Raw genomic sequence first — 25,763 nt, 5'->3', positions numbered from 1 at the left:
TTTTTGATTGGTTGACTCTCAACCGTGACGTGTTTGCTGCTTACAAAGCTAGTTTGGGCTTTATTTGGGCTTAATTTTTGTTTAAGTCGCGTTAAGAAAATCCTTAACAGAATGAAACAGAGGAAATAAACCATTACAGGTAGTCAATATCAGTTTACCTGGAGATTTTAAGGACGCATAAATATTTTTTAAAATAGAAAAATTCATTTCATCTGTTTCCATTAAAGGAAAAGCTCCCTCACAAAGCATAATTGAAAGATAAAATTGTGTTTCAAAATAAAAATTCCGGGCATCTTTTTTAATAAAATCAATTTTTAGTTTTTCTTCAGCAGCAGTTTTTATGGCTTTTTCGAGCATAGATTCTGATAAATCAATCCCTGTAACACTGTAACCACGCCTGGCCAACTCTAGTGAATGTCTTCCGGTTCCACAGCCAACATCAAGGATTAACTTATTTTTATCATAATCAAGTTCTTTTTCAATAAAATCAACTTCACCCAAGGTTCCAGAGGTATACCCCTCCTGATCATAGTTATCTGCATAATTATCAAATAATTCTTCATACCACTGTTTCATTATCTTCTTACCGGATTCAATTAACACTCTTTTTATAGCAGGTTTAGCGCTTTTTCTTGCTTGCAAAAACTTACTTGCAGTAGCTTGAACTTATCTTAATCTCGCACCAAGGTGCAAAATGATTCTTTGCCTCTTGGTGTGAAGATTTAATTTTCTGGGGAGAACAAAAAATCTTGAACTGCTTCTAAAACAACTGCTGGGTATTCTTCATGTAGTCCCAGAGAACCAGGAATGACAACGCTTCTTACTTTTGGTAAGGCTACTAAAGCGTTCATTTCTTCTCGTGATTTCGGGGGACTGGATTCCCCAATTACTACCATGAGCGGTACGGTTAAAGACTTTACAAGTTCCAGAAAATCAGATTGTTCGTGTACAGCATCGAGATTACCAGTTACAAAGGCAGCAGATGCAAATCGCGCTCCTGGTTGTTGAGTCGTATGCCACTTCTTCTCAATGAAACTGGGTGTAATTTTAGCTGCGTCAGTAAACACATGGCGGCGGTACATAAAACTTAAGAAAGATTGGGTAGTGTTGAGTTTGTAGAGAGCTTGACCAAGTATAGGCGATCGCACCAATTCTCTCACCATGCCAGCTATCTGTTGACTTGCTCCCATTGTCGGCAAAGGCCCACGCCAAGTAGGAGCTAACAACACAATCCGTGAGAAAGCAGCCTGCTTCACAGCTAATTGTAAAACGTAGGTAGCAGCATGACCAGCCGCTACCACAGTAATTGGGGTATTAAAAATAGCTTTGACAAAATCTTCCAGAAATTGCTGATATATTTCCGGTCGGTAATTCAAACTAGGGCGAGAAGATTGTCCAAATCCAGGCCAGTCTATGGCTACAACTTGAAAATGGGGAGCTAGTAGCCTGGCGAGTTCGCCCATTTCCAAACGCGTCGAAACAGTGCTGAAAGCTGGTAGTAGCAATAGCGGTGAACCTTTACCGAGGGTTTCATAAACAACGCACAATTGCTGATTTTCCCAATTCCAGAGATATTCTTGAACTACTCCACCAAAGCCAATAGCAGCAGAGGTAGATAATAAATTTGTTGACATTTGACTAAATTTATTATTCAGAGTTAGCAGTGAGCAGTTAGGAGTAGAGACGCGATTAATCGCGTCTGTATAAGAGTTAGGAATTCAAAACTCATCACTCTTAACTTATAACTCTTAACTTTTGAGATTTATTTGCACTTATCTATTTAACTAGGCAAATCTAACTTACATTCCAATGCTTTTTTTTGCATGGTTTTAAAAATGTTGTAAAACCCATTAGCACGGGAAGGTGTCAGACTAACGTTTAAACCTGTTGCTTGAATAAAATCTGGATTAAGTTGGACAATCTCAGTTGACGTTAGTCCATCCAATCCTTCAACCAGAAGCCCTACTAATCCTTTGGTTAACTGGGAATCGGAATCGCCCTGAAACACAACTTTCCCATCATTCAAGGCTGCTGTGATATAAACTTGAGACACGCAACCAGGAACTTTATTTTCGGGTAATTTTTCAGCTTCTGGAAACTCATTGAGCTTCTGAGCATACCAGATTAGCTGTTCATAGCGTCGCTTCGGTTCGGAAGCGCGTTGAAAGCGCTGGACAATTTTAGCGAGCGCAGGTGGCAAAGAATCTAGAGTTGAGGACATAACAGAAGCTGCAAATGATCGGTATCACTTTGAGTGTAAATTATCTTTCGAGCAATCGCGCCTCCGGTCACTTGGCAGTATGAAGCTAGCCATTACTGACTATAACTTGTCAAATCCAGATAATTACTGCGATCGCATTCACTCCGGTCAGGTTTTTGAATGCGCCTAATCACAAAAACTTAATTTTTTTATAAGCAGATTTTGACAGTAACTCTACATAAGTTACTGTTGTATCAGTATAGACTTATTGCTATTACGTAAATATGGGAAATAAGTGAAATTTATGTGTCGTTTGATTTGACTATGCGATGCCTACGGCGGTAAACTACATACTTACAAAATTAGCTGCAAGTAGCTTTTAACTAAGCAGCTAGGTAATAATCGATAATTAAAAATTAAAAATCAAAAAAAATTCTGATTTTTAATTTTTAATTTCTCTCCCTTAGGGATTAATTTGTAGTTTGTGCAGCTAGCATCTGCTTCAGCTTTTCTAATTCCGAAGCCCAACGAGGATCTGGACGAATAGCGTCTGAATCTGTAGTTGTGGTGGTACTTTCACGAGAAGCTCCGCCACCGCCACGACGAGGCTTCTTAGAACCTTTCTCACGACGGCTACCTTCTCTACCTTCTCTATTAACGCTAGGAATGGGGGTACTCGTAGTAGCAAGAGTAACTGCTTTAGGAGCTTGCTCCTCGCCCTCCTCACCCTTTGTCCGAGGTAATGCCTTCTCTAGCTTAATAGGAGTGTCTTTGAACATCTGACCATTATACTTTTCAATGATTTCGTCAGCTTGTTCGTCGTTGTTGACGGTAAGAAAACCGAAACCACGGCATTTGCCAGTTTTGCGGTCTTTAATTAATTTAGTAGTTACAGCATCACCTTCTGCTGCAAAAACTGCTTGCAGATCTTGACGATCTATTTCTTCTTTAGGCAAATTACCTATATATAGGCGAACGGGCATGAACTATACCTCCAGAGTTAAATGAACATGGCAAGGCGAGAAAACAATCACTTGGCTTTGGCTTTTAAATAGATGCTATTGAGAAATACTGCCATCAACCAATTTTTTTGCTCGAAACTGTCAACCTATACAATACAGTTTTTCGTCGGGATCAAGCTTGTTTAATCCAAAGGCTCACACTATTGTGAGCTAATAACACCTTAATTCTAAGAATTGTAAATTTAATAGCCTAGTGCCTGCTAAAGTACACGCTTTCTTCCATGCCTTTTTCGCAGAATCAAATACCATTCCTTACATTACCACGGTATTTTCTACGTAGCTAGTTTAGCGCATACTTTTACGACGTTAGTATTATTGCATCGTAACATAACATAAAACCCATTTTTTTATTTAAGGGAGAATATTTTGAAACAAAAACCAGCCAGTGGCTGGTTAATTTCCTGCTGTGTTGGGAGGATAAAAAGGTATGGAGTGGGGAAAAAGCATCCGAGTTCATAACTAAGCTGTAGTGCTGAGTTATGTCGGTTGCTATTGTTTGTGTAAATAAATGTAACACTTTTCCAGAAAACCTGCAATTTTTGTTTACATTTCGGTTTGTCCTTCGTCAGTTGTTTATTTTCTTCTGACCAATGACTAACCACTGAGAAAAACGTATGCGCCCCAAGCCTGTGCTGCAACTGCCAAAAAAATAGACCAAATAGGATGAGGGCTATGAATGGTTTTACCACTTTGAGTTTCCAGGGTTTGGATATCGATCCAAGGTGTTGCTCCTCGTCGGAACCAACCTGTGACGATAATTTGCCGACCGATCAGATCCTGGTGATTGACTGACTGTCCTAGCCAAGAAACGTGGTGTAATTTCACTAAACCTGCACTGGATTGGAGGATTAAATCTTGCGCTAGGGAGTTGCTAGTGCCTTGACGACCTAATAGTTTGCCCACAATCCGCACGCTGATACTGTCAATGGGTAAGGCACAAGGGTCAGCTAACAGGTTGGGTAGGCAGTCAGTTTGCACGGTGGCAGGTTTAATATCGGGGAAAAAAGAATTAATCCGCATTACTGTACCGATGCTAAAGCCAATTAGAAGGCAGCCTGTAATGAAAGACCAATCTTCATATATCCACTTTAGATTTAAAAACTTGAGTGTGAATGCTAGTTGCCACGTTAGCCAGACCAAAGCTGCAAACACAACCCCTAGAGGAATTCCTAACCAGGGAGCGATTTGTAATAAGAAAGACTGACGCTTAACCTTTGATGGTTCACTAGGAAAATGTAGTTCGGTGTCTAGATGCCAGTGACGGGCTATTTTGCAGAGGCGTTCGATGCGATCGCCCATCAGCGGATGGCTATTGTTAATTGTAAACCATTGGCGATAGGGATTGGCAGTATCCCACTTCAAAAAGGATTCAAAAGATAGATTGCTGGCAATAGTGCCCAAAGACAGGCTTTGTTGGTGACTCACTGGTGTCAACAGATTTAAGCTTTCCAGTTGCCAACTGGTGTATTCTTGTTTTTCGATATCAGCTGCAATTCCAATGGCAATTTTGAGTAAGGCGCGAATCAGGGCATTGGGATTACCAGTAATTTCAGCGGCGACGCGATCGCTATAATAAAGCCGCAACTGCGATAACCACAATGCAGTTCCAGTCAGCAAACACCAAACTCCATAAATTAGACTAGCCAGAATTGTCACCGGCCAGCGCCAAATTTTCCCTGATATTTTGTCTCCCCACTGCGACATTTGCTGATATAGCTTATGAGTTGGTAGTGTCAGCAGCAGCAACAAGGACATCACAGCAAAATCCCAGTGAGCAATATGCCCTAGCTGCGTGGCGTAGATAGTGGCAATTTCATCATCTGCCAGTTGCTCTAATAGCCCTTTACTCACAACAATCCTGGCATTACGTGGTAAACTACCATAGGTCAGGATAATTGGTGCAGCCATTGGTAAAATTCGCAGTTTGGGTAAGGGCCAGTGCCGCTGTTGGCAACAACGTTGTAGCACCCGAACGGCTTCGCGGCTATGGGCATTCAATACATCCTTGGGAAATTCTCGCTGACCATACAAGTTCGCCAGTAGCAGATCCAGCAACCAAGGTGATACTCCAATCAAAATCACCAATACTATTAGCAACAATTGAGTAGGATCGCGGTATAAAAGCTGCAACGGCTCCACATAGGGCAGTTTGACTAAAGTCAGGTTGATGAATCCCATTGCTAACTTGAGGATTTCTCGCATTACCCAAAACAGGGCGATAAATGTTCCTGCTGCCAGCAACCGCAAGGGAATTAATTTTGGTTTACGTAGGGGTTGCCATGCTCTGGCGCGTTGGGCTTGTCGCCAATAAATAACACCGAATAATTTGGCTTGGGTGCGGGTAACGGAACCCATGAAACCGTTTAGGGGTGCAGTTGGTGGAGGTAGTGGTGTCGCTACTGTAGCTTTGAGTCTACCTAGTGGCACCATTGGCAAAGTTTCGTCGCTCTTGGTTTCGATTACTTGATCTTCTAGCTTTTCCTCTAATGTAGGAGTTACCGGGGGAGTAACTGCGGGAGAATCTGGGGTTGAATTCTCAAAGGCAACAAATCCAGTTTCGACATTTTTTGACTCTTGATCAGGTTTTTTACGTTTTGTCAGGTGTTCGAGAGCGCGTGTTGCCCACTCTTGAACTTGCGGATTGTTACTTTCAATGAGATTCTGGGAAATAGCGATCGCTTTGGGAACTTCGCCACAGCGAGCATAAGCCATCACTAAACCAACCTGGGCTTGTAAGCTAGCAGTCGCATGATTTTGGCTGCTAGCAATAGGTTCTAATTGAGCGATCGCTGTTTGATAATTTCCCTGCTTGAGGGCAACTAAACCAGCCTCCAAAGACGATTTGGCATGTGAAGGCATACAAATTCTGGCACTCCAATCTCTTCTAGGTGATCCACGTTTGTGCAAAAGCGCGAACCTCGGATGCCGTGGAACTCAACCGCGCCAAGTTTTGCTTGTCAACCAATTTTGGATTTTGGATTTTGGATTGACCCCGTGCCTGTTGGGTACGAGGCTTGAAGATTTTAAATTGAGCATTTTGGATTTGTTCGCCACGCGAGTTGCTCTACTTGGGGAGACCCCTACAGCCCTTCCCTAACGGGAGGGACGCCTTGCGGCGAACGGGCATCCTACGGCAGGCGCTAGCCTCTCACGAATGGGAGAAGACCGCACTCGCTCCACTAGGGGGAGCCACTGCGGTGGACGGGTTCTCCGGCATAAAGGAGGCAGTGCGCCCAAGCGGTTTCCCGACTTGTCTCTTGCGCGTCTTTCTTAGGAGAAGCAACTGCCGTCAAATGGCATCGAGACATAAACCAAAAAATCTAAAATCGTTCGACTGAGCGAAGTCGAAGTCTAAAATCTAAAATCTAAAATTCGTAGTTAAGTGAATTATTCCTCCACTGGTTGTTGACTAGAAAATACTGGAGCGATGCCTACGGCGGGCTTTGCCAACGCGCTTAATTTTAACTCTGGATGGTCGCCAAGTAACTGTTGACAATTCCATTCATTCCGGAATAGCAACACTGGGCGTCCCATGCTGTCTTTAACTGTAGTGGTATTGAATATCCGTCCCACCTGTTCTAATGCTTCCCAACCACCCTCAACCCAACGGGCGACACTGTAGGGCAATAACTCTAGTAAGGTTTCTACACCATACTCGTTTTGTAAGCGAAACTGTACCACCTCGAATTGCAACTGACCCACCGCCGCCAAAATTGGATCGCGCTTGGCTTCATCAGTTGAATACATAATCTGCACAGCACCTTCTTCTCGCAATTCCGCAACGCCTTTTTGGAATTGTTTAGACTTCGAGGGGTTGGGATTCCTGAGAGTCGCAAACAGTTCCGGCGAAAAATACGGAATCCCCTCATATTCGAGCTTTTGTCCCGTGTAAATTGTATCCCCGATCGCAAAAACACCGGGATTGTTCAAACCGATCACATCGCCAGGATAAGCCACATCAATCGATTCCCGCTCTTGGGCAAAGAGTTTTTGCGGGCGAGACAGACGGATGAGTTTACCAATGCGGGCGTGATTCACCATCATATCTTTTTCAAACTTACCAGTGCATACCCGGATAAATGCGACGCGATCACGGTGCTTCGGGTCCATATTCGCTTGCAGTTTGAAGACAAACCCCGAAAACTCCGGGTATGTAGGAGGAACTTCGCCAACACTGCTGTAGTGAGAACCGGGTTTAAGGGCATAGTCGAGGAAGTACTTGAGGAATAACTCTACCCCAAAGTTAGTCATGGCGCTACCAAAGAACACTGGCGTCATTTTGCCTTGGTGTACCAACTGCAAATCCAGCTCTGGTCCAACACCTTCTAACAGTTCTAAATCATTTTTCAGTTGGTAGTAGAGGTCTTGTTCTAGCTGCTCTTCTATTCTTGGATCACCTAATTCTATAATCGTATCACGGGCTTCTCGGCTGCCGTGGGCGCTGCGTTCAAACAGATGAATTTGTTGCTTGTGTCGATCAAAAACACCTTTAAAGCGATCGCCCATACCAATCGGCCAGTTTACTGCATAGGTTTGCAATCCCAATTCTTGTTCAATTTCATCCAACAGTTCTAGAGGTTCCCTTCCTGGACGGTCGAGCTTGTTGATAAATGTAAAGATCGGGATACCCCGCAACTTACACACTTCAAACAATTTGCGGGTTTGGGGTTCCAAACCTTTTGCTGCATCAATCAGCATCACTCCATTATCGGCGGCGGCAAGGGTGCGATAAGTATCTTCACTGAAATCTTGGTGTCCAGGGGTGTCTAATAAATTTATTTGACAGTCCCGATATTCAAATTGCAACACTGTGGAGGTAATGGAAATGCCCCGTTGTTGTTCCATTGCCATCCAGTCAGAGGTCGCCTTACGCTGTGCCCGTCGCGCTTTGACCGCGCCAGCTTCGTGAATTGCACCTCCGTATAGGAGTAGCTTTTCTGTTAGTGTAGTTTTACCTGCATCCGGGTGAGATATAATCGCAAAGTTGCGGCGAAGTTCAACCGCTTGAAGAAGTTCTGACTGAAGTTCAATTGACATAACTGTATTTGTTTGTAACTTAACTTAATTTTTTTCGACTCTGGCAAGTCTTTTAATCTTAAGACAACGATGCTCGTGATAGGGTCGTAATATAATCAACAAGCTAACTAAATAGGAGAAAGGAATGTACGACACAGACAAGCGAAAGCTTCTATCTGCCTTGTCTCATGGAGCGATTTTTTTCAGCACAACGTTGGTATCTGTAGGTATACCTATTGCCATATTGCTGGTATCTGATGATCCTGTTGTTAAAGAAAACGCCAAAGAATCCATCAATTTCCACTTTAATGTCTGGTTTTATGGAGGAATTCTGGGAGCGCTGTTTTTTCTATTCGGTTGGTTGGTGTTACCTCTATTATTGCTAGGGCCACTAGCAGCTCTAGGATATATATTGCACTGGGGATTAACAATTTGGGCGCTCGTCGGAGTTTTCAGCAATCCTGATATACCCTTCCGTTATCCTTACATTTTCCGATTTATTTAGTACAAATTAACATTGGACATTGGCCAAACAGGGTAGGGGGCATTGGTAATTGTGAGTTATTTTCTATTAAACTGTTGTGGCTTGAGTTTGCTCTAGACCCGATCGCCAAGATTTTTACCAACAGAGGGTCTTACCATTTTGAATGCGTGAATGCGTGAATTGCTTACTATGTTGTTTTTTTTCTAGTCCGTCGGATAAATGCAAGCAAGCTGTAAAATACAAAATTGCCCCACAGTTTGATTAAGAGTAGGGCAAAGGACAGTTAAGCACTGTTTGTAGTCTGTCTGACAGCAGGAAAGTTTTAACCTGCTTTTGTGACGCTTTATTTTGTGTCCATTTGCGTTGTTTTTCATCATAAAATTTTATGTTTCCTATACATCGCCCCCGTCGTCTGCGTACCCATCCCCAACTGCGCCGGATGGTTCGTGAAACTGTTTTGACAACAAGCGATTTAATTTACCCACTATTTGCCGTACCAGGTGAGGGAATCGCTAATGAAGTGAAATCGATGCCCGGAGTCTACCAACTTTCGGTAGATAAAATTGTTGAAGAAGCAAAAGAAGTTTACGACTTAGGAATTCCTTCGATTATTCTATTTGGTATTCCAGCTGATAAAGATGTGGATGCCACTGGTGCTTGGCATGATTGTGGTATCGTCCAAAAAGCAGCGACGGCGGTAAAAGTAGCAGTGCCAGATTTGATTGTAATTGCTGATACTTGTTTGTGTGAGTACACCAGTCACGGTCATTGTGGTTATCTGCAAGTTGGTGATTTAACAGGACGAGTTTTAAATGACCCAACTCTAGAATTGTTGAAGAAAACAGCAGTTTCTCAAGCGAAAGCCGGTGCCGATATCATCGCACCTTCAGGAATGATGGATGGCTTCGTCCAGGCAATTCGTGTGGGTTTGGATGAAGCCGGATTTCAAGACACGCCAATTTTGTCTTACGCTGCTAAGTATGCTTCGGGTTATTATGGCCCATTTCGGGATGCAGCAGACTCGACACCGCAATTTGGGGACAGAAGAACTTATCAAATGGACCCAGGTAACGCCCGCGAAGCAATTAAAGAGATTGAATTGGATATCGCTGAAGGTGCTGATATGCTCATGGTTAAGCCAGCTTTGGCATACATGGACATTATCTGGCGGGTGAAGGAAGCTAGTAACTTACCAGTTGCGGCTTACAATGTTTCTGGTGAGTATGCGATGGTGAAAGCTGCGGCTCTCAATGGTTGGATTGATGAGGAGCGGGTGGTTATGGAAACTTTAACTGGGTTTAAACGGGCTGGTGCAGACTTAATTTTGACTTATCATGCCAAAGATGCGGCGCGATGGTTAAAGTAGGCTAGGCTTATTAAATAATAATTTAGTGGAAAATCTCACGCAGACAGAAGTCTAAGCGCCGACTTCCGGCGCTCAGAACTTTGGTGGGTGCAAAGACGCAAAGTTATGTTTTGGTGTTTGGGTGTGAGATTCTTTGTATTTTGGCTATTGCGATGTTTGCGGTAAATACTCGCCTATGCAAGTTCAATATAAGGCTAAAAAGGTTTTTTCAGTTTAAGTAACTTCAAATAAAACACGAGGTAATCCTGACTGATGAATGATAGATTGTAAAGTACCGATGCGTAACTCTTCGTAATTAGGGACAGGAATAATAATTGTTGAGTCTTCGGTTTGCATCTGCATAATAATGTGACTACCACGCTAGCGCACTTGTACAAAGCCGTTCTCTTCCAGAATGCGGCATTCTCTAGCAGAAAGAACACGAGGTTTACCCAATATTTACCTCTAAGCGTGTAACAAAAACTTCTGTGTGCAGCCTTTGCTGAATTTCAGAAGGATGTGCTGTCTCAAAGAATAATTCTAATGCCTCAATTAGGTTATTCCGTGCTTCTTCAATTGTGTCACCTTGGCTAGCGATATCGAGTTCGGGACAGAGGGATACATAGCCATCCCTTTGGCGCTCAATGATAGCAGTGAATTGTGTTGTTTGCTTCATTTTTGTCTTTAGTACAGTAGGTCTATCAACCTTGATAGTAACTGCGATGCTTGCGGTTTTTGCTAGCCTACTCAACTTTGGACAGCATATCGTCAAAAACCTTTCGAGTGGGTGTTATGGGGATAGTGATCGCAAGCGTTACACAGTCGCCAAGTTATAAAATCTTGTTGGAGGATTGCGAGGGCTTAAGCTTGCTTTCGTAATCTTTCTAGGTTTTGTTGATGCAACTCTGGGAAGTTTTCTAAATCATCTATTGACTGTGGTGCAGGAAAGATTACAGCGTCTTCAGAGGTGAATCTATCTAGATAAGTTTGAAAAGCTTCATCATCTTCTCTATGATCAAGGATATATTGACGTAATTGGGCACGGGGCATTGTCATAAAATCTGGCTTACTCATACATATCTCCACTTCCCGTCTAGGTAAATTATAATTTCATTCTCTTCACCAGCAAGAATTACAATGTTTTTTGTTCGTTCATCGATTCGCACTCAAAACACAGGTAAATACATTTTAGTAGCCCAAAAACTTAAGATAAACAACGTTTTCAATTGTTCTACAGTAGGCATATTTAAATTATTACTACAACAGATTTTTTCCTCTGGCGTGACTTCAGTCAGGTTAGTATCTTTCAACCAGGAGAATTTTAAACTTATTTTATACATTAAATCTAAGTTTTATTACATAAACAAATCAGCCGCATTTGCCAGAGGATAAGGCGATCGCTCATAAAACCTCTAAAATCTAAATTAAATAGCTTTGATATAGTTATGGCAATTACTCGCTCTCTGCTTGGGGCGGCTCGTTTAAAAAACCAATCTCTAACTAGTGCGATCGCTCACCGTATTTGCGACAGCAGCACGATAAAATTCTAAAACCATAATCATGCTAAAAGGTCTAAATGGCAGAAACACTATTCTTCAACGCCTTACGGGAAGCCATTGATGAAGAAATGGCGCGTGACTCCAGCGTATTCGTTCTTGGTGAAGATGTTGGACACTACGGCGGTTCCTATAAAGTTACCAAAGACCTGTACCAAAAATATGGCGAACTCCGCATTCTAGACACGCCTATTGCTGAAAACAGCTTTACTGGTATGGCAGTGGGAGCAGCGATGACTGGGTTGCGTCCCATAATCGAAGGTATGAATATGGGCTTTTTACTGCTCGCCTTCAACCAAATATCCAATAACGCTGGGATGCTGCGCTATACTTCGGGCGGTAATTTTAAAATTCCGATGGTAATTCGCGGCCCTGGAGGTGTGGGAAGACAGCTAGGCGCAGAACATTCCCAGCGACTAGAAACTTACTTCCAAGCTGTGCCAGGATTGAAGATTGTTGCCTGCTCCACACCAAGAAACGCCAAAGGACTACTAAAATCTGCTATCCGCGATGATAACCCTGTGTTGTTCTTTGAACACGTTCTGCTTTACAACTTGAAAGAAGATTTACCAGAAGAAGAATATTTACTACCCCTAGATAAAGCAGAGGTTGTGCGCCAAGGAACGGATGTCACAATTATTACATATTCTCGGATGCGGCATCATGTGCTACAAGCGGTAAAAACACTTGAAAAACAAGGTTATGATCCAGAAGTTATTGATTTAATATCCCTCAAGCCATTAGATTTTGATACTATTGGTGCATCAGTACGTAAAACCCATAAAGTCATTGTTGTGGAAGAATCCATGCGAACCGCGGGCATTGGAGCAGAAGTCATCGCCTCAATAAATGATCGCTTATTTGATGAATTGGATGCGCCAGTACTACGACTTTCTTCCCAAGATATCCCTACACCTTATAACGGCAATCTGGAACGACTAACAATCATCCAACCAGAGCAAATAGTGGAAGCTGTAGAAAAAATGGTAGCTTTGCGGGTTTAAAAGTTAGGAGTGAGGAGTTAAGAATTTTAAAGTATGAGTCTTAACTCTTAACTCCACCAATTTTGGATTTTAGACTTCGACTGAGCGCTCACGCCGTTCGCGTAGCGTTCCGCAGGAAAGTCCAAAATTCCAAATCTAAAATTGAATGACTTCCAACTCCTAACTCCCAACTCATAACTCAAAACTCCTCAAAAGAGCGCTATTATAGCGTTTGTCAGTTGCGAGTTATGGTATGCAAAGACAGCGATCGCTATTAATTTTAATTTTAGTCCTGATAATCGCCGCTATTACGGTGATTGCCACAATTCCGATACCCCTTGGACTAGACTTGCGCGGAGGCTCACAGCTAACAATTCAGGTGAAACCATCACCGGAAATTCCCAAAATCACCGAACGAGAATTGGAAGGTGTGAAGAAAGTTGTCGAAGGTCGGATTAATGGTCTGGGTGTTTCTGAGCCAGTCATCCAAACAGTCAGTTCAGATAAAATATTGGTACAATTGCCAGGGGTCAACGATCCAGAGCAAGCCGAACGGGTGCTAGGGGGGACGGCGCAGTTAGAATTTCGTAGCCAAAAGCCGAATACAGAAACCCAACTGTTTGCTTTCCAAGCATCTAGATCCGAATTGAAAGTCAAGCAAGAAGAATTGAGAAAGAGTACTGACAAAGCAGCAATTGCTAAGAATCAAGAAGATTTACAAAAAAATAATCAAGCGATCGCCCAATTGTTTGAAAGCACCAATCCACCGCTAATTGGCAAATACCTCAAGGATGCCTATGGTGAACCCACTCAAGGTAACAACTGGCATGTTGGCATTCGTTTCGACCAAAAGGGTGGTGAACTGTTTGCCAATTTGACAAAAAATCTTGCTGGTACTGGGCGTAGTATTGGTGTTTTTCTGGACAATGAATTGATCAGCGCTCCTACCGTGGGTATAGAATTTGCCGCCGCAGGTATTAGTGGTGGCTCTGCCGTAATTACAGGACGTTTTACCGCACAACAAGCCAATGACTTAGGCGTGCAACTACGCGGTGGGGCATTACCCGTACCAGTAGAAATAGTTGAAAACCGTACCGTCGGGGCAACCTTAGGTAAAGATAGTATTCAACGCAGTATTTACGCTGGTATGGGCGGATTGCTGTTAGTATTGATTTTCATGTTAGTTTACTACCGACTACCAGGATTAATTGCCGACTTTTCTTTGATTATCTATGCGCTATTGACCTATGGCACCTTCGCTTTGCTAGGCATTACATTAACTCTCCCCGGTATTGCTGGGTTTATCCTCAGTATCGGCATGGCAGTTGATGCTAACGTATTGATTTTTGAGCGCACCCGTGAAGAACTACGTGCTGGTAAAACTTTATATCGTTCTGTAGAGTCAGGATTCTACCGAGCTTGGTCTAGCATTTTAGATAGTCATGTCACATCATTAATTTCTTGTGCAGCACTGTTTTGGTTAGGAGCAGGTTTAGTTAAAGGCTTTGCTTTGACATTGGCGCTAGGGTTAGGGGTGAATTTGTTTACTGCAATTACTTGTAGTCGCACACTGCTGTTCCTAACATTGGGATTTCCCAACTTGCGTAAGCCAGAGTTGTTTTGTCCCAATCTCTCAACGTCAATTAAGTCTGGTGCGGAGGTGCAGTCATGAAATTTAGTGTCGTCAAACAGCGGAGACTTTGGTGGACAATTTCTGCCACCCTGATGATCATTAGCATCGTGGCGATGCTGATTTCTTGGCAACAACTAGGCGCATCGCTACGTCCCAGTTTAGATTTTGTTGGTGGTACGCGACTACAATTTGAACGCGATTGTACACAACCAAACAACTGTACTCAACCGATTAATATCTCTGATGTCAGAGAAGTAGTTGACGCCCAGAAACTAAATAATAGTAGCATCCAAGTTGTTGGTCAAAAACAACAGGGAATATCCATTCGCACAAAGACATTAGATGTCGAGCAACGCACCCAGTTGCAAACAGCTTTAAGTGAAAAAATTGGAGCCTTTAACCCCAAAGCTACTCAAATTGATACTGTTGGCCCGACACTTGGTCGTCAGCTATTTACCCAAGGGTTATTAGCTCTGGTTGTCTCCTTTGCTGGGATCGTTATTTATTTGAGTGTGCGGTTCCAGGTGGACTATGCCGTAATCGCAATTATTGCCTTGTTCCATGATGTTTTGATTACGCTGGGTGCTTTCTCCATCTTGGGATTAATAGCAGGTATTGAAGTTGATAGCCTTTTCGTCGTTGCTATTTTGACTATTACTGGTTTCTCGGTGACAGATACCGTGGTCATCTATGATCGCATTCGGGAAATACTAAATCTACATCCTAACGATCACATTGACAAAATTGTTGATGATGCAATCAATCAAACTTTAACGCGATCAATTAATACCACGTTAACCGTTTTGCTAACATTATTTTCCCTATTCTTATTTGGCGGCGAAACCCTGAGAAACTTCGCCCTTGCCTTAATTATTGGATTCACAATGGGTGCATATTCAAGTATTTTCATTGCCGGTTCTCTCCTAGCTTGGTGGCGAGAGCGCAGGAGTCAATACCAGATGGTGGAGAACGCAGAGCCAATTGATACATCTGCCAGTTCTCAGGATAGTTAAACTTGTGTGCATTTCACAATTGGGTTAAAGCATTTTGAATTGCTCATCTATGCTTTGCAATTTTATTCCCCTATGGATCAACCTGAAGAACCATTAACTACTGACTCAGAATTTGAGAACTCTGACGCATCCTTTATTCAACAAGTACAAAGGCTACACAAACTCACAGTATATGGAAGATGGCTGTTTGTCGGTTGTTTGTGGCTTATCATTGCGCCTGTTAGCTTCTGGGATCTACGTGCAGAAATTTCTCTGTGGGAACAATATTTTACCTGGGTGGCGGTGCGATATGGACTTTTCTACCATCCACTGTCTACCTTCGGTTTAGCCTTTTGTATTGGGATGACTGCTGCTGTTTTAGTTTGGCAAAGTCGAAATATCTTACTCGGACTACCACAGCAGGAAAAACAACGTTTAGAAAAACAGGTTTATCGGATACGTCAGCAGGGGCCTACTCATCCTCTGTGGAAGTGGGTTTGTGATTAATTTTTCTTTCTCGTTGCATATACATATACACGTACAGCAATTTCTCCCAAAATATGACTTAACTATACAAAGATACTGCCAAAAGTGGATGCCATACATGAACGAGTCTCAGATTCAATTTAGCGATCGCAAGTCTGAAATTGACCTTCACCAACTGCAAGAACTGTTAAACGTTTCAGCTTTCTGGGCAAAGGGCCGCAGTATTGAGGATTTAGGTATAGCTATTGCTAATAGTGAGCCAGTGATTTCCGTTTGCCTTGGCGATCAACTAATTGGCTTTGCTAGAGCAACATCTGATGGCATATATCGTGCCACGATTTGGGATGTTGTGATTCATCCAGACTATCAAAGTAATGGGTTGGGAAGCAATTTAGTAAAAACAGTTTTGAGTCATCCCCGCATGAGGTGGGTTGAGCGTGTTTACCTGATGACTACTCACCAGCAGGGATTTTACGAAAAGATTGGTTTCCAGCCCAACACAACCACTACGATGGTGCTATACAACCTAACTCACCTTGCTTTCCTTCCTGCTACAGAAGATCAGCTTCAGGAATCACTAGGGGGATAGAGATTTGTAGTCTGGTAACCTGCCCAGATGGTTCCTTCACAATGGTCGAGGGCAGGATTTCTAACTTTCCTCCCATAACTTCCACTAAAGTCTGATTGATTAATAGCCTCATTCCGGGCGAAAGAGCAGCGTTCTTTTGGTTAATCTGGGTTGGCTGCTCTTCAGATTTGAGCAAATCAATCGGCTCGCTCCAGGGTATGGCATGGGTTGGTATATCCAGCCAAATGTTAACAAAATTATTTGTAGGCACAGTGCTGCTGGAAATACAAATGCTGCCTTCCTGCATCTGAGTAATCGCAATGTCTATTAAACTTATTAATATTTGGCGAAGCCAGAGGTAATCTGCCAAAACATAAATTTCTGGGTTGGCGGGTAACAATTGCAAGGGAAAATTGCGATTTGCCGCCAGCATATAAGTTAAGTTATGAACCTCTTCCAGAATTTGGGCTAATGGTCTGGGCTGAATATCTAATTTATTGGTACCGTGTTCGGTTCTAGCAACAGTGAGAATTTCATCCATCAGCTTGAGCAGCTTCAGCGTTCGCTCGTGAGCTTGGGCAATAAATTCTCGCTCTTCAGCGGCGTCTTCACACAGATCCGACAAAATTAACTGATGCAAGCCAATCAGACCATTAAGGGGCGATCGCAATTCATGGGTAGTCCGCGCCAAAAAACCAGCTTTAAACTGGCCCATTTCCCTTGCCATTTGGTATGCCAGCTGCGTTTGCTGTAGTTGTTGCGATACTGGTGGCATATCCTCTTGCTCTAATGGTGCTGGTGGGGATGAGCTAAATGAAACGTTTGACGATGCCTGCTTTGGGCGTAGCCATCGCGCAAATAACCTATGAAAACTTATACCTAGTGCTAGTCCTGCTCCTAGATATATCCAGTTGCTCCAATTCATAATTTGGCAATTATTAAGTTATTAATTAACCACAACAGGGCAAACTAAAGTTCCAGATTTCTCTGTTGTTCAAATCAGGAAAACAATATTATAGCTACCTATATCTGGTTATCAGTCGAAATCTCTAACTTTATCGCACCTTGCCGCAAAATTTGCCAATTTATCCCTGTCCATTTAGCAACGGTGGAAGGTACACCCACCCCTAGTATTTCACCCTGGTATTCTGTCGTTGCTAGAGTCAGAACCTGGGGAAACTGAACCTCAATTTCTGCCATCGTTTGCAAAGGTGGCTGACCGGAAAAATTGGCACTAGTGGTGGCAAGAGGGCCTGTTTGCGCCAAAATAGTTTGGGCGATCGCACTGTTTGGGACTCGGATGCCTATTGTTGTCGGGTCGATGGGGTTCATAACTCTTGGCAGGTGATCACTTGCTGGTAAGACTAATGTCAGCCCTCCTGGCCAATATTTACCTGCTATTTCTTGCCAAACTTTATACTCGTTTTCATTACCTTTAACATACAGCCACAAATCTTCAGCATTAGCAGCCATCAAAATCAAAGGTTTGTCTTGACTGCGTTGCTTCGCCAGAAAAATTAATCCTGCTTCTTCTGGTATCGCTGCAAGTGCAGGAACGGTATCCGTAGGAAAGCTCACCAAAAGACCAGCGCGTGCGCCAGCTATTAAAGTTGTTAGAGAAACTTGTGTCATGTTCACAAAGTTAGGAGTTAGAAGTTAAGAGTGAGGAATTTCATAACTCATAACTCATCATTCATCACTCATCACTCCTAACTTTTATAAGCAAGGGCAAAGCGTTCAATTCCAGCTAAATCAGCGTGAATTTGAATTTTACAATAGCTACCTTGATTTTGCAAAAGTTCTCGGACTGCATCCGCCTGCCCTGCCATCATTTCAATTAACCACACGCCACCAGGTTGCAAATAGCTGGGAGAAATTTCTATCAAATGGCGAATGCAATCTAAGCCATCAGTGCCACCATCCAAAGCTAGATGTGGTTCATGGTTAACTACTTCTGGTTGCAAAGTCGGTAAGGTACTGGTGGGTATGTAAGGGGGATTAGATACCATACCACTGAACTGACCTTTGAGAAATGCCAGTGGCTCCCACCAGGAACCTTGATAAAATTTAATCTGGTCAGCAAAACCCAAATTATAGGCGTTGGCTTGAGCGATCGCCAGAGCTTCTAAACTGTAATCAACTGCATGAATTGTTGCTTTTGGCAAGACATCTGCTAATCCTATGGCGATCACTCCACTCCCACTCCCCAAATCCGCCCAATGTCCTGACACACCGCTAGCAGCTGCTAGAGCTAAATCAATTAAGCCCTCTGTTTCTGGTCTGGGAATTAATACCGCACTCGACACCGCGATTTGAAAGTGACGCCAAGGTGTAACTCCAGCAATATACTGCACTGGCAAGCGGTCATTTAATCGCCTCTGCCATAACTGGTCTAACTCTTCTAAAGGCAACTGCATCTGAATTTGCGGCCAGTTTTTAAAAGACTCCAAACGCAGTGCCAAGCGGTCTAACCCAGCTACCTCTTGGAGCAGCCAATCTACCTCCATTGGTGGCACATCAGTGGCGATCGCTGCTTGGTGAGCAGTATTGCGCCACTGCCAAAGTTGTAAACCAGAAACTATCAGATGTTTCTCCCCCATGCCTCAACCTTGGAGTGCATATCCGTTATTTTTTCGGAGCGGGCGCAGCAGCAGGCCTGGCAGCTGGTGATTGATTCGAGGAAAGCGATCGAATAAAATTGATCGACTCTCTTGATGGATACAGAAGAATTTTATTTATACCAGGATCGTTGCTGCTATTGAGAGCCTCCATAACACCGTACAAATCCACTACCTGAATCTCAGTGTTGTTTGCTTCCTTTGGCACGGCTTTTTTGAATTGGTCTAACAGAGCTACTGCTTGCTCTTTCTCAAAAAAGAATGGGATTAATCGCTCGTTGCCTTTGGGGACGGGAATGGTCAAATAGCTATTATCTTTCTTAAATTTGGGTACAAATAAGGGAATACCATTGAATTGCTGCCCTTTTTTACCATTTTGATTCAGCATACTAGTTGCTGATGCTATTTGTTCTTGCGTCGGTACTAAAGTATAAATTGTAGAGTCTGATTTCTTTTTGCTTTCTTGGAGTATTTTATAGTAGTCTGCCAAGGACAAAGGTCTCACCTGTAGCGTACTTGCCAACTGGGGGTTTTCTTTTTTGAGCCGATTGTCAAGGAATTTTTGAGCATCTAGCTTGCTAATAAAAAATCCCACTTGAGAGACAGGCTTCGATGCGTTGTTTCTCGAAATAACTACGAATTCGCCTTTAGGATTAGTGAGCGTGAATATTGGTACTTCTTGGAGCGTTTTCACTACCTGATCTTGTGGCAACGCCATCGCCTCTAGATTGTCTATTCCTGGTAGATTGACTATTCCTGAAAGTCCCGCTAAAAACACACTGCCAGCTATACCCAATGTTGCGCCCAAGCGAATAAATGATTTCATGACTACTCCTCGCATCAATAATCCAATTAAATGAAACAAATGGTTGGATTTGCATAGCACCAACTAGCTTTAGTTATATAGCAATCTATTTCAGTTGTGAAAAATTCGTTGTGCGCCTTGAGGTTAAATGTTAACCGTCAACGGTCTAAATCCAATATTCCGCAACTATTTAGGGTTGCTATAGTATAGTATTGTTTTCCCAAATTGACTCTGCTAAAGTTGTGTTTTTCTCGATTTCGCTTTGCTATTCATCACGAAATGCTGTAGATGCATATTATATGTATGTCTTTTCAAATAGTGAAAAGTCTCTCTGTCTCTCGACCTTGGAGATGATAAATGCCACTTTATCGGCTTTTTCTAATATCGGGTGACGCTATTAGTTAATCAATCGTTCCATCTACGCTTGCTTTAATATTTTCTCAAATCTATACAAAGCTCAGTGTCTGGAACATTTTACTGCTTAAAGAGGAAATTTGCCTGTTAGGCTTTTATAGCCAACCCAACATCATAACAGCCTGATTGATATTCTTCCTAAAAAGGACAATTTAATTGCACATCTTAGCAAGAAAACTCTAGTTAATCCACCCTAACTGTTAACTATATTAATTAAATCGGGATGACAGGATTTGAACCTGCGGCATCCTGCTCCCAAAGCAGGCGCGCTACCAAGCTGCGCTACATCCCGGTTAGACTTATCTACTTTTTGGGTTGGGGTTTAGTTTTAATTTCCCACCAAAGCGATTGCGCTTTACCAAAAGTATTAAGTTAATTATATCAGATAACACGCCTCACGCCTAATATCTTTTATTTTATGTAAACACGATCAAGATTACATCCTTACACTGATAAAGGTTTTTTGCCGACTTAGTTTTACAAGATATATACTTGCGCCTTCGTCGGCTGAAAAAAGCAAAACCACATCAAAATAATAGAGTTTCACTATTATACCTGATTTTCTTGGGCAAATCTGGTTTTATTTTGATTGAGCGCTAGTGAGGATACCAGAACATGCCTTTAATACCTTCCGGATCAGCCATAAACCCCATAGTTCGGTAGAAATCTACAACATGGGGGTCGGCGAAGAGAGTGACATTACTAATTTCTTCACTCCTAAGTTTTTTGAGAACGTATTTCATCAATGCCTTGCCCAGTCCTTGACTTTGAAAGTCTGGGTGAACCACTACATCCCAAATAGTGGCATTAAACGCGTGATCTGAGGTAGCGCGGGCAAAACCAATGAGCCGCTTTTGGTTTCCTCTCACCTGCCACATTGAGGCGACAAGAAAACTATGCTCAATAGCTTTTTTCACTTTTCTTAGAGGACGACGCGACCAACCAACTGCATCACAGAGTTCTTCTAGCTCATACAGGTCAATATCTCGCTCCGTGCTGAAGACGATGCGAGCCTCCTTTAAAGAAGCTTCGCTAATGCTGCTGGGGTTGGAGTTGCCCGCAGCATTCACTGTATGTTCTTCAAAGGGGTTTGTCCTACTTGTCGCTACAGATTCAGGAGTACTAAACCAAGTTTTCCAAAAACCCATGCCAACGTGGTTCGGGTAGTATAACTGAATTGGTTTCCACTCTCAGGAGTGTTGATTCACATTTAACATGGCTACCCCCATTTACTACCCCTTACACTCAAAGTTTTTCGGTTGTTTTCGGGATTTGCAATGGTAACAGCCAGTTAGAGCGTGTTTCACACCAATCATTTTCAACTTTAGCATTTTGTTGTAGAGGCTAGGAGAAATTCACCAAAAGGTAAGGATATAACCAATTAAAAATTCACTCATTCAAAATTCACAAAAACTAAAAACCTAATCATGGCAATTGCTCGTATAGAGCTTAAATGCACGTTAGCTTAGGAGTGAATTGTATACAAGATGATTGAGTATTTAGGAAAATTCTTCCTTAATCCCCAGTCCCCAGCCCCCAACATCCAGCCCCTAGTCCCCAGGTGATGAAAGCAAGCGAGTCTTACCCTTAACAATGGCTTCTGGTTTAAAATCTTCGACACTGGAACTCCTAAAGCGCTTTAACCGAGCGTTTCCCCAGTTTTATGAGCAATTCGTCAGCAGTGAGATTCAACTGCAAAATTTGCGCCTAGCCTACCGTCTCTATAAAACTAGACGCGCTGTTATTGAGCTGAAACCGGAAGGTAGCAAAAGTGCCCTGCATTTCGCTTACCGCAACCAGTCTTTTCTCCTCAGCGATATTTTTGGTGTGCTAGCAGCTTATGGGTTAACTATCCACGGTCTGAGTCTATACGGTCAGATCCGTCCGCCGATGTTAGTTTTTATCAAACTGTTGGTGTCTCGTGGTAGTAAAGCCTTGACCGAGAAAACCGCAGAAAATGTCTGTCGCGCCATTCGTGAGGCTTTAGGAGGTCGGTTTGAGGTAGAAGAAATGCTGGCAGTGGAATTCAATCTTGACACTGGCTTAGAGCAGGTACAAACTGAGTTTTATGTCGATCCGGTCTTTCATCTCCCTGCCTTAGTGATTGAAGCCGATAATCAACCAGGATTATTCTACAAAGTGATGTACGCCATCTGGCAGGAAGACCTGCTGGTAGTCAATGCCAATTTACTGGTTTGGCGTGGACGTACACGCCTAATTCTTTACTTGTTGGGGCCGAATGAAAGCCTCATTCCTGAATATCTCGGTCACAAAATTGCTGAAGGGGTGCGACAGAGGTTGCTGGGTAAATGAAAAAAGTTATGAATTATGAGTTATGAGTTAAAAATTAACAACTCCTCACTCCTAACTCTTAACTCCTAACTCTTTGCATTCCGTATTTAGTCGCACCCGCCCTTAGGGGTACGATATAAGTATGGCAACTATCGAAATCTTGGGCGTTCCACACGCATACGAGCTAACGGCTCCCACTTCCTGCCCCCATGCTTTAGTATTTATCCACGGTTGGCTCAATAGCCGTGGGTATTGGCAACCTGTGATTTCCCGCCTATCAGATGATTTGCAGTGCCTGTCCTATGATTTGCGGGGTTTCGGTGAATCCCAGTCCCAGGTAAAAACCGATTTTAGTCGGGCACAAACGTCTCTGAGCCTGATGCCCATCTCCAGTAGTGCGGTTGGCTCACCAATCGATTCTCTTTACACTCCTGTTGCCTATGCTCAGGATTTAGCAGTTCTCTTGAAACAGCTGAATATTACCAGTGCTTGGCTAATTGGTCACTCCTTGGGAGGCACGATCGCTCTCTGGGGAGCAGATCAAATACCTGAATGTGTTAAGGGAGTCATCTGTATCAACGCTGGTGGTGGTATTTACCTCAAAGAAGCCTTTGAGCAGTTTCGCTCGGCGGGTCAGAAATTTTTGCAAGTCCGCCCGCGCTGGTTGTCCCAAGTGCCTTTGATTGATTTGCTCTTTACCAGAGCCACTGTGGCTCGTCCTTTGGAGCGCTATTGGGCACGTCAGCGGCTGATTGATTTCGTCGTGGCTGACCCAGAAGCATCTCTGGGAAGTCTGTTAGACTCCACAACTGAGGAAGAAATCAATCGTTTACCTGAGCTAGTATCCCAATTGAAGCAGCCAGTTTATTTTTTGGCTGGTGCCGAAGACAAGGTTATGGAACCCAAGTATGTGCGCCATTTAGCTAGCTTTCACAGACTGTTCCAATATTGTGGTGACAATGTTTTGGAAATTCCTGATTGCGGACACCTGGCTATGTTGGAACAGCCGGATGCAGTAGCTGATCACATCCGGTCGATTGTCAATAGTCAATAGGTATTGGGCATTGGGCAATTCAATTTTGGATAATGGAATTGACGATAGCGCAGCGTAAAGCCTTCTCTTCTCTTTCAGAGACGCGAACGCGAACGAGAGGCTTGTCTGCGACACGCTTTGCGTAGCTTGCTTCCCCGTAGGGGTACGCCAACGGCATGGCAACTCTTAGAGACGCTCTTGCGTTCGCTTAGAGCGAGTCCGCGAGCGTCTTTTGGATTAAATTTCAATTCTTTAATCCAAAATCTAAAATTCTTGCTCCCCTGCCCTTGTGCCCCTTACGACTTCGTCGGATGATACAACTTCATCACTTGGGTAAGCGCTAACCTAGACTCAACGCCTAGTGTGAAGGGAGATGTATGACCACAGGATAGATGGTCAGCGGCGGCACAGCCGATCATGGCGGCGTTATCGGTACAAAATTTCAAAGGTGGGAATAGGACGCGTAGGTTATGTTCAACGGCGGCGGCTTGGAGATTTTTTCTCAACCCGCTATTAGCTGCTACACCGCCACCAACAGCAATTGTGTTTAGACCATAGTCCAGGGCACAGGCGATCGCTCTTTTAGTTAGCGATCGCGCTACGGTTTCCTGAAAACTAGCCGCTACATCTGCCACTGGTACTTGTCCACCATCTTTCTCTAACTGCTGCACTAAACGCAATACAGCCGTTTTTAACCCACTAAAACTCGTATCGTAACGATGAAATCCCCCACCAGGTAAAGAAACTTTTCCTTGTGGTAGGCTAAAGCCTTGGGAATTTCCTTGTTGTGCCAACTTGTCAATCACTGGGCCACCCGGATAACCCAGCTTTAACAATCGTGCCACCTTATCAAAGGCTTCACCTGCAGCATCATCACGGGTTTGTCCCAGTGTTTCGTACACACCACAACCTTTGACATAAATCAAGCTTGTATGTCCGCCAGAAACTAATAAACTCAAGAAAGGGGGATTTAAAGTTGATTCGCTCAAATAAGTTGCGTAAATGTGACCTTCGAGGTGATGAACTCCCAAAAATGGTTTGTTGTGTACCATCGCCAGGGTTTTGGCAGCAGTTAACCCCACCAACAGCGCTCCTACGAGTCCAGGGGCACAAGTGGCGGCAATTGCGTCAATTTTCTCCCAGTCTAGTTGGGCTTGCTCTAGGGCTTGTGCGATCGCTTCATTAATTGTTTCCAAGTGCTGGCGAGATGCTACTTCCGGTACTACCCCGCCATACTGCTGATGGACTAGAATTTGCGAGGCTACAATACTACTGCAAACTTTACGATTGTTAACAATTGCGACGGCAGTTTCATCACAGCTGGTTTCTATTGCTAAAACGGTTGCCATTGAGAGTGCTGAGTCTTAAGTGCTAGGTGCTGAATCTTGAGTAGTAGAGACAAAATCTTGCTTCTTTACTACCCTACAACAACAATTCTTATCCTCGGCACTCGTGACTCAGCACTCAGTACTCCATTTTGGTTGAGAAGCTTTAACTTTTATTTACTTAAACTTTACTCGGTTACCACCCAAGAGTATGATGACTTCCTAGTTATGCAAATAAACAACTGTACAAGCCGCTTCGTTTTGTACAAAAAACTTTTTGTTTTGTAGTAAAAGGAAACAACTCCATGCGACGATTGTTTGCTTTGATTTTAGCGATTTGTCTTTGGTTCAATTTTGCCTCCCCAGCAAAAGCTTTAGGGGCTAATTTGACACCGTGCAGGGACAATCCCGCTTTTCAACAGCTAGCAGCAAATGCCCGTAATACCACCGCTGACCCCGAATCCGGGATAAAGCGATTTGAGCGTTATTCTCAAGAGCTGTGTGGTCCTGAGGGTTACCCCCACTTGATTGTTGATGGTAGTCTAAATCATGCTGGTGACTTCCTGATCCCCAGCATTCTGTTCCTCTATATTGCTGGTTGGATTGGTTGGGTAGGTCGTGCCTACCTACAAGCAATCAAGAAAGAAGGCAACAACGTGGAATTGAAAGAAGTAATCATTGAAGTACCTTTGGCATTGCCAATTATGCTCTCAGGCTTTACTTGGCCCGTAGCAGCCATAAAAGAATTTCTGTCTGGCGAATTAATAGCTAAAGATACAGAAATTCCCATTTCGCCACGCTAACCCTTGCTGCAACTTTTGATTTATTTAGGAGAATGATTCATGCAACAGAATTATTTCGTGAAATATCTATCCTTGGGACCAGTTTTACTTTTTGTAAATTTGGTTTTTACAGCCGTTTTGTTGATTTTATTCAATTACTGGTTTCCTGACCTACTTTTCCACCCATTACCATAAGTTGAAGACAGGAT

26 protein-coding genes and 1 tRNA gene are annotated in these 25,763 nt (G+C 43.2%); 11 read left to right on the top strand and 16 right to left on the bottom strand.

Annotated features, from left to right (window positions below):
- Positions 1-81: 81 nt before the first annotated feature.
- The 6 genes from V7K40_RS28965 to prfC form a co-directional block, all read right to left on the bottom strand.
- A complete protein-coding gene (locus tag V7K40_RS28965) occupies positions 82-642 on the bottom strand; it encodes a methyltransferase domain-containing protein (protein WP_334965874.1) in 561 nt (186 codons plus the stop codon).
- Between the two features lie 80 nt (positions 643-722).
- Entirely contained in the window at positions 723-1,634 is a 912-nt protein-coding gene (locus tag V7K40_RS28960; RefSeq protein WP_334965872.1) for an alpha/beta hydrolase, read from the bottom strand.
- Between the two features lie 146 nt (positions 1,635-1,780).
- Entirely contained in the window at positions 1,781-2,221 is a 441-nt protein-coding gene (locus V7K40_RS28955; protein WP_334965870.1) for a SufE family protein, read from the bottom strand.
- A 449-nt stretch (positions 2,222-2,670) separates the two neighbouring features.
- Positions 2,671-3,183 (bottom strand): RNA-binding protein, encoded by a 513-nt coding sequence (locus V7K40_RS28950; RefSeq protein ID WP_334965868.1) that lies wholly within the window; start codon positions 3,181-3,183, stop codon positions 2,671-2,673.
- A gap of 633 nt (positions 3,184-3,816) precedes the next feature.
- Positions 3,817-6,081, bottom strand: coding sequence for a M48 family metalloprotease (locus V7K40_RS28945; protein WP_334965866.1), 2,265 nt, complete (start codon positions 6,079-6,081; stop codon positions 3,817-3,819).
- A gap of 528 nt (positions 6,082-6,609) precedes the next feature.
- Positions 6,610-8,259 carry a peptide chain release factor 3 gene (gene prfC / locus V7K40_RS28940; protein ID WP_334965864.1) on the bottom strand — a complete coding sequence of 550 codons (1,650 nt, stop codon included), beginning with the start codon at positions 8,257-8,259 and terminating at the stop codon, positions 6,610-6,612.
- A 124-nt stretch (positions 8,260-8,383) separates the two neighbouring features.
- Here prfC and V7K40_RS28935 point away from each other — a divergent pair, with 124 nt between their 5' ends.
- A complete protein-coding gene (locus tag V7K40_RS28935; RefSeq protein WP_334965862.1) occupies positions 8,384-8,743 on the top strand; it encodes a DUF4870 domain-containing protein in 360 nt (119 codons plus the stop codon).
- A 364-nt stretch (positions 8,744-9,107) separates the two neighbouring features.
- Positions 9,108-10,088 carry a porphobilinogen synthase gene (gene hemB, locus V7K40_RS28930; protein WP_334965860.1) on the top strand — a complete coding sequence of 327 codons (981 nt, stop codon included), beginning with the start codon at positions 9,108-9,110 and terminating at the stop codon, positions 10,086-10,088.
- 213 nt (positions 10,089-10,301) lie between these two features.
- Here the strand turns inward: hemB and V7K40_RS28925 are convergent, their stop codons facing one another.
- From V7K40_RS28925 to V7K40_RS28915, 3 genes are all read right to left on the bottom strand, one after another.
- Entirely contained in the window at positions 10,302-10,436 is a 135-nt protein-coding gene (locus V7K40_RS28925) for a type II toxin-antitoxin system HicA family toxin (protein ID WP_334965894.1), read from the bottom strand.
- Between the two features lie 79 nt (positions 10,437-10,515).
- Positions 10,516-10,743 carry a type II toxin-antitoxin system HicB family antitoxin gene (locus V7K40_RS28920; protein WP_334965859.1) on the bottom strand — a complete coding sequence of 76 codons (228 nt, stop codon included), beginning with the start codon at positions 10,741-10,743 and terminating at the stop codon, positions 10,516-10,518.
- A 185-nt stretch (positions 10,744-10,928) separates the two neighbouring features.
- Positions 10,929-11,141, bottom strand: coding sequence for a hypothetical protein (locus V7K40_RS28915; RefSeq protein ID WP_190914163.1), 213 nt, complete (start codon positions 11,139-11,141; stop codon positions 10,929-10,931).
- A 502-nt stretch (positions 11,142-11,643) separates the two neighbouring features.
- On the opposite strand from V7K40_RS28915, the gene V7K40_RS28910 reads away from it, so the two are divergent.
- From V7K40_RS28910 to V7K40_RS28890, 5 genes are all read left to right on the top strand, one after another.
- On the top strand, positions 11,644-12,627 hold the full coding sequence (locus tag V7K40_RS28910) for an alpha-ketoacid dehydrogenase subunit beta (protein ID WP_334965857.1): 984 nt from the start codon (positions 11,644-11,646) through the stop codon (positions 12,625-12,627).
- A gap of 232 nt (positions 12,628-12,859) precedes the next feature.
- Entirely contained in the window at positions 12,860-14,278 is a 1,419-nt protein-coding gene (gene secD / locus V7K40_RS28905) for a protein translocase subunit SecD (RefSeq protein ID WP_334965892.1), read from the top strand.
- The gene (gene secF, locus V7K40_RS28900; protein WP_334965855.1) at positions 14,275-15,252 is read left to right on the top strand and encodes a protein translocase subunit SecF; all 978 of its coding nucleotides are present in this window, start codon (positions 14,275-14,277) and stop codon (positions 15,250-15,252) included. The genes secD and secF overlap by 4 nt, the downstream gene beginning before the upstream one ends.
- Positions 15,253-15,324: 72 nt before the next feature.
- Positions 15,325-15,738 carry a hypothetical protein gene (locus V7K40_RS28895; protein ID WP_334965853.1) on the top strand — a complete coding sequence of 138 codons (414 nt, stop codon included), beginning with the start codon at positions 15,325-15,327 and terminating at the stop codon, positions 15,736-15,738.
- 97 nt (positions 15,739-15,835) lie between these two features.
- Complete coding sequence (locus V7K40_RS28890) at positions 15,836-16,306, top strand: GNAT family N-acetyltransferase (protein ID WP_334965851.1); 471 nt, start codon at positions 15,836-15,838, stop codon at positions 16,304-16,306.
- On the opposite strand, the gene V7K40_RS28885 is transcribed toward V7K40_RS28890, so the two are convergent.
- From V7K40_RS28885 to V7K40_RS28860, 6 genes are all read right to left on the bottom strand, one after another.
- Positions 16,269-17,210 (bottom strand): HAMP domain-containing sensor histidine kinase, encoded by a 942-nt coding sequence (locus V7K40_RS28885; RefSeq protein WP_334965849.1) that lies wholly within the window; start codon positions 17,208-17,210, stop codon positions 16,269-16,271. The two genes, V7K40_RS28890 and V7K40_RS28885, sit on opposite strands and share 38 nt — an antisense overlap.
- Positions 17,211-17,308: 98 nt before the next feature.
- Positions 17,309-17,917 (bottom strand): L-threonylcarbamoyladenylate synthase, encoded by a 609-nt coding sequence (locus V7K40_RS28880; RefSeq protein WP_334965847.1) that lies wholly within the window; start codon positions 17,915-17,917, stop codon positions 17,309-17,311.
- A gap of 77 nt (positions 17,918-17,994) precedes the next feature.
- The gene (gene prmC / locus V7K40_RS28875; protein ID WP_334965845.1) at positions 17,995-18,885 is read right to left on the bottom strand and encodes a peptide chain release factor N(5)-glutamine methyltransferase; all 891 of its coding nucleotides are present in this window, start codon (positions 18,883-18,885) and stop codon (positions 17,995-17,997) included.
- 25 nt (positions 18,886-18,910) lie between these two features.
- Positions 18,911-19,729: a Tic22 family protein gene (locus V7K40_RS28870; protein ID WP_334965843.1), complete on the bottom strand. Its 819-nt coding sequence runs from the start codon at positions 19,727-19,729 to the stop codon at positions 18,911-18,913.
- 611 nt (positions 19,730-20,340) lie between these two features.
- Positions 20,341-20,414, bottom strand: a tRNA-Pro gene (locus V7K40_RS28865).
- Positions 20,415-20,718: 304 nt separating this feature from the next.
- Positions 20,719-21,270, bottom strand: coding sequence for a GNAT family N-acetyltransferase (locus V7K40_RS28860; RefSeq protein WP_334965841.1), 552 nt, complete (start codon positions 21,268-21,270; stop codon positions 20,719-20,721).
- Between the two features lie 445 nt (positions 21,271-21,715).
- On the opposite strand from V7K40_RS28860, the gene V7K40_RS28855 reads away from it, so the two are divergent.
- Entirely contained in the window at positions 21,716-22,435 is a 720-nt protein-coding gene (locus V7K40_RS28855) for a hypothetical protein (RefSeq protein WP_012410214.1), read from the top strand.
- Between the two features lie 121 nt (positions 22,436-22,556).
- Positions 22,557-23,468, top strand: a complete 912-nt coding sequence (locus V7K40_RS28850; RefSeq protein ID WP_334965839.1) for an alpha/beta hydrolase — start codon at positions 22,557-22,559, stop codon at positions 23,466-23,468.
- Between the two features lie 275 nt (positions 23,469-23,743).
- On the opposite strand, the gene tsaD is transcribed toward V7K40_RS28850, so the two are convergent.
- A complete protein-coding gene (gene tsaD / locus V7K40_RS28845; protein ID WP_334965837.1) occupies positions 23,744-24,796 on the bottom strand; it encodes a tRNA (adenosine(37)-N6)-threonylcarbamoyltransferase complex transferase subunit TsaD in 1,053 nt (350 codons plus the stop codon).
- A gap of 281 nt (positions 24,797-25,077) precedes the next feature.
- Here tsaD and V7K40_RS28840 point away from each other — a divergent pair, with 281 nt between their 5' ends.
- Positions 25,078-25,575: a Photosystem I reaction center subunit III gene (locus V7K40_RS28840; RefSeq protein ID WP_334965835.1), complete on the top strand. Its 498-nt coding sequence runs from the start codon at positions 25,078-25,080 to the stop codon at positions 25,573-25,575.
- 39 nt (positions 25,576-25,614) lie between these two features.
- Complete coding sequence (locus V7K40_RS28835; RefSeq protein ID WP_334965833.1) at positions 25,615-25,749, top strand: Photosystem I reaction center subunit IX; 135 nt, start codon at positions 25,615-25,617, stop codon at positions 25,747-25,749.
- Positions 25,750-25,763: the final 14 nt, after the last annotated feature.

This window comes from Nostoc sp. (assembly GCF_036917195.1).
GTDB lineage: Bacteria > Cyanobacteriota > Cyanobacteriia > Cyanobacteriales > Nostocaceae > Nostoc.
This window is presented reverse-complemented; position numbering and strand designations above follow the sequence as displayed.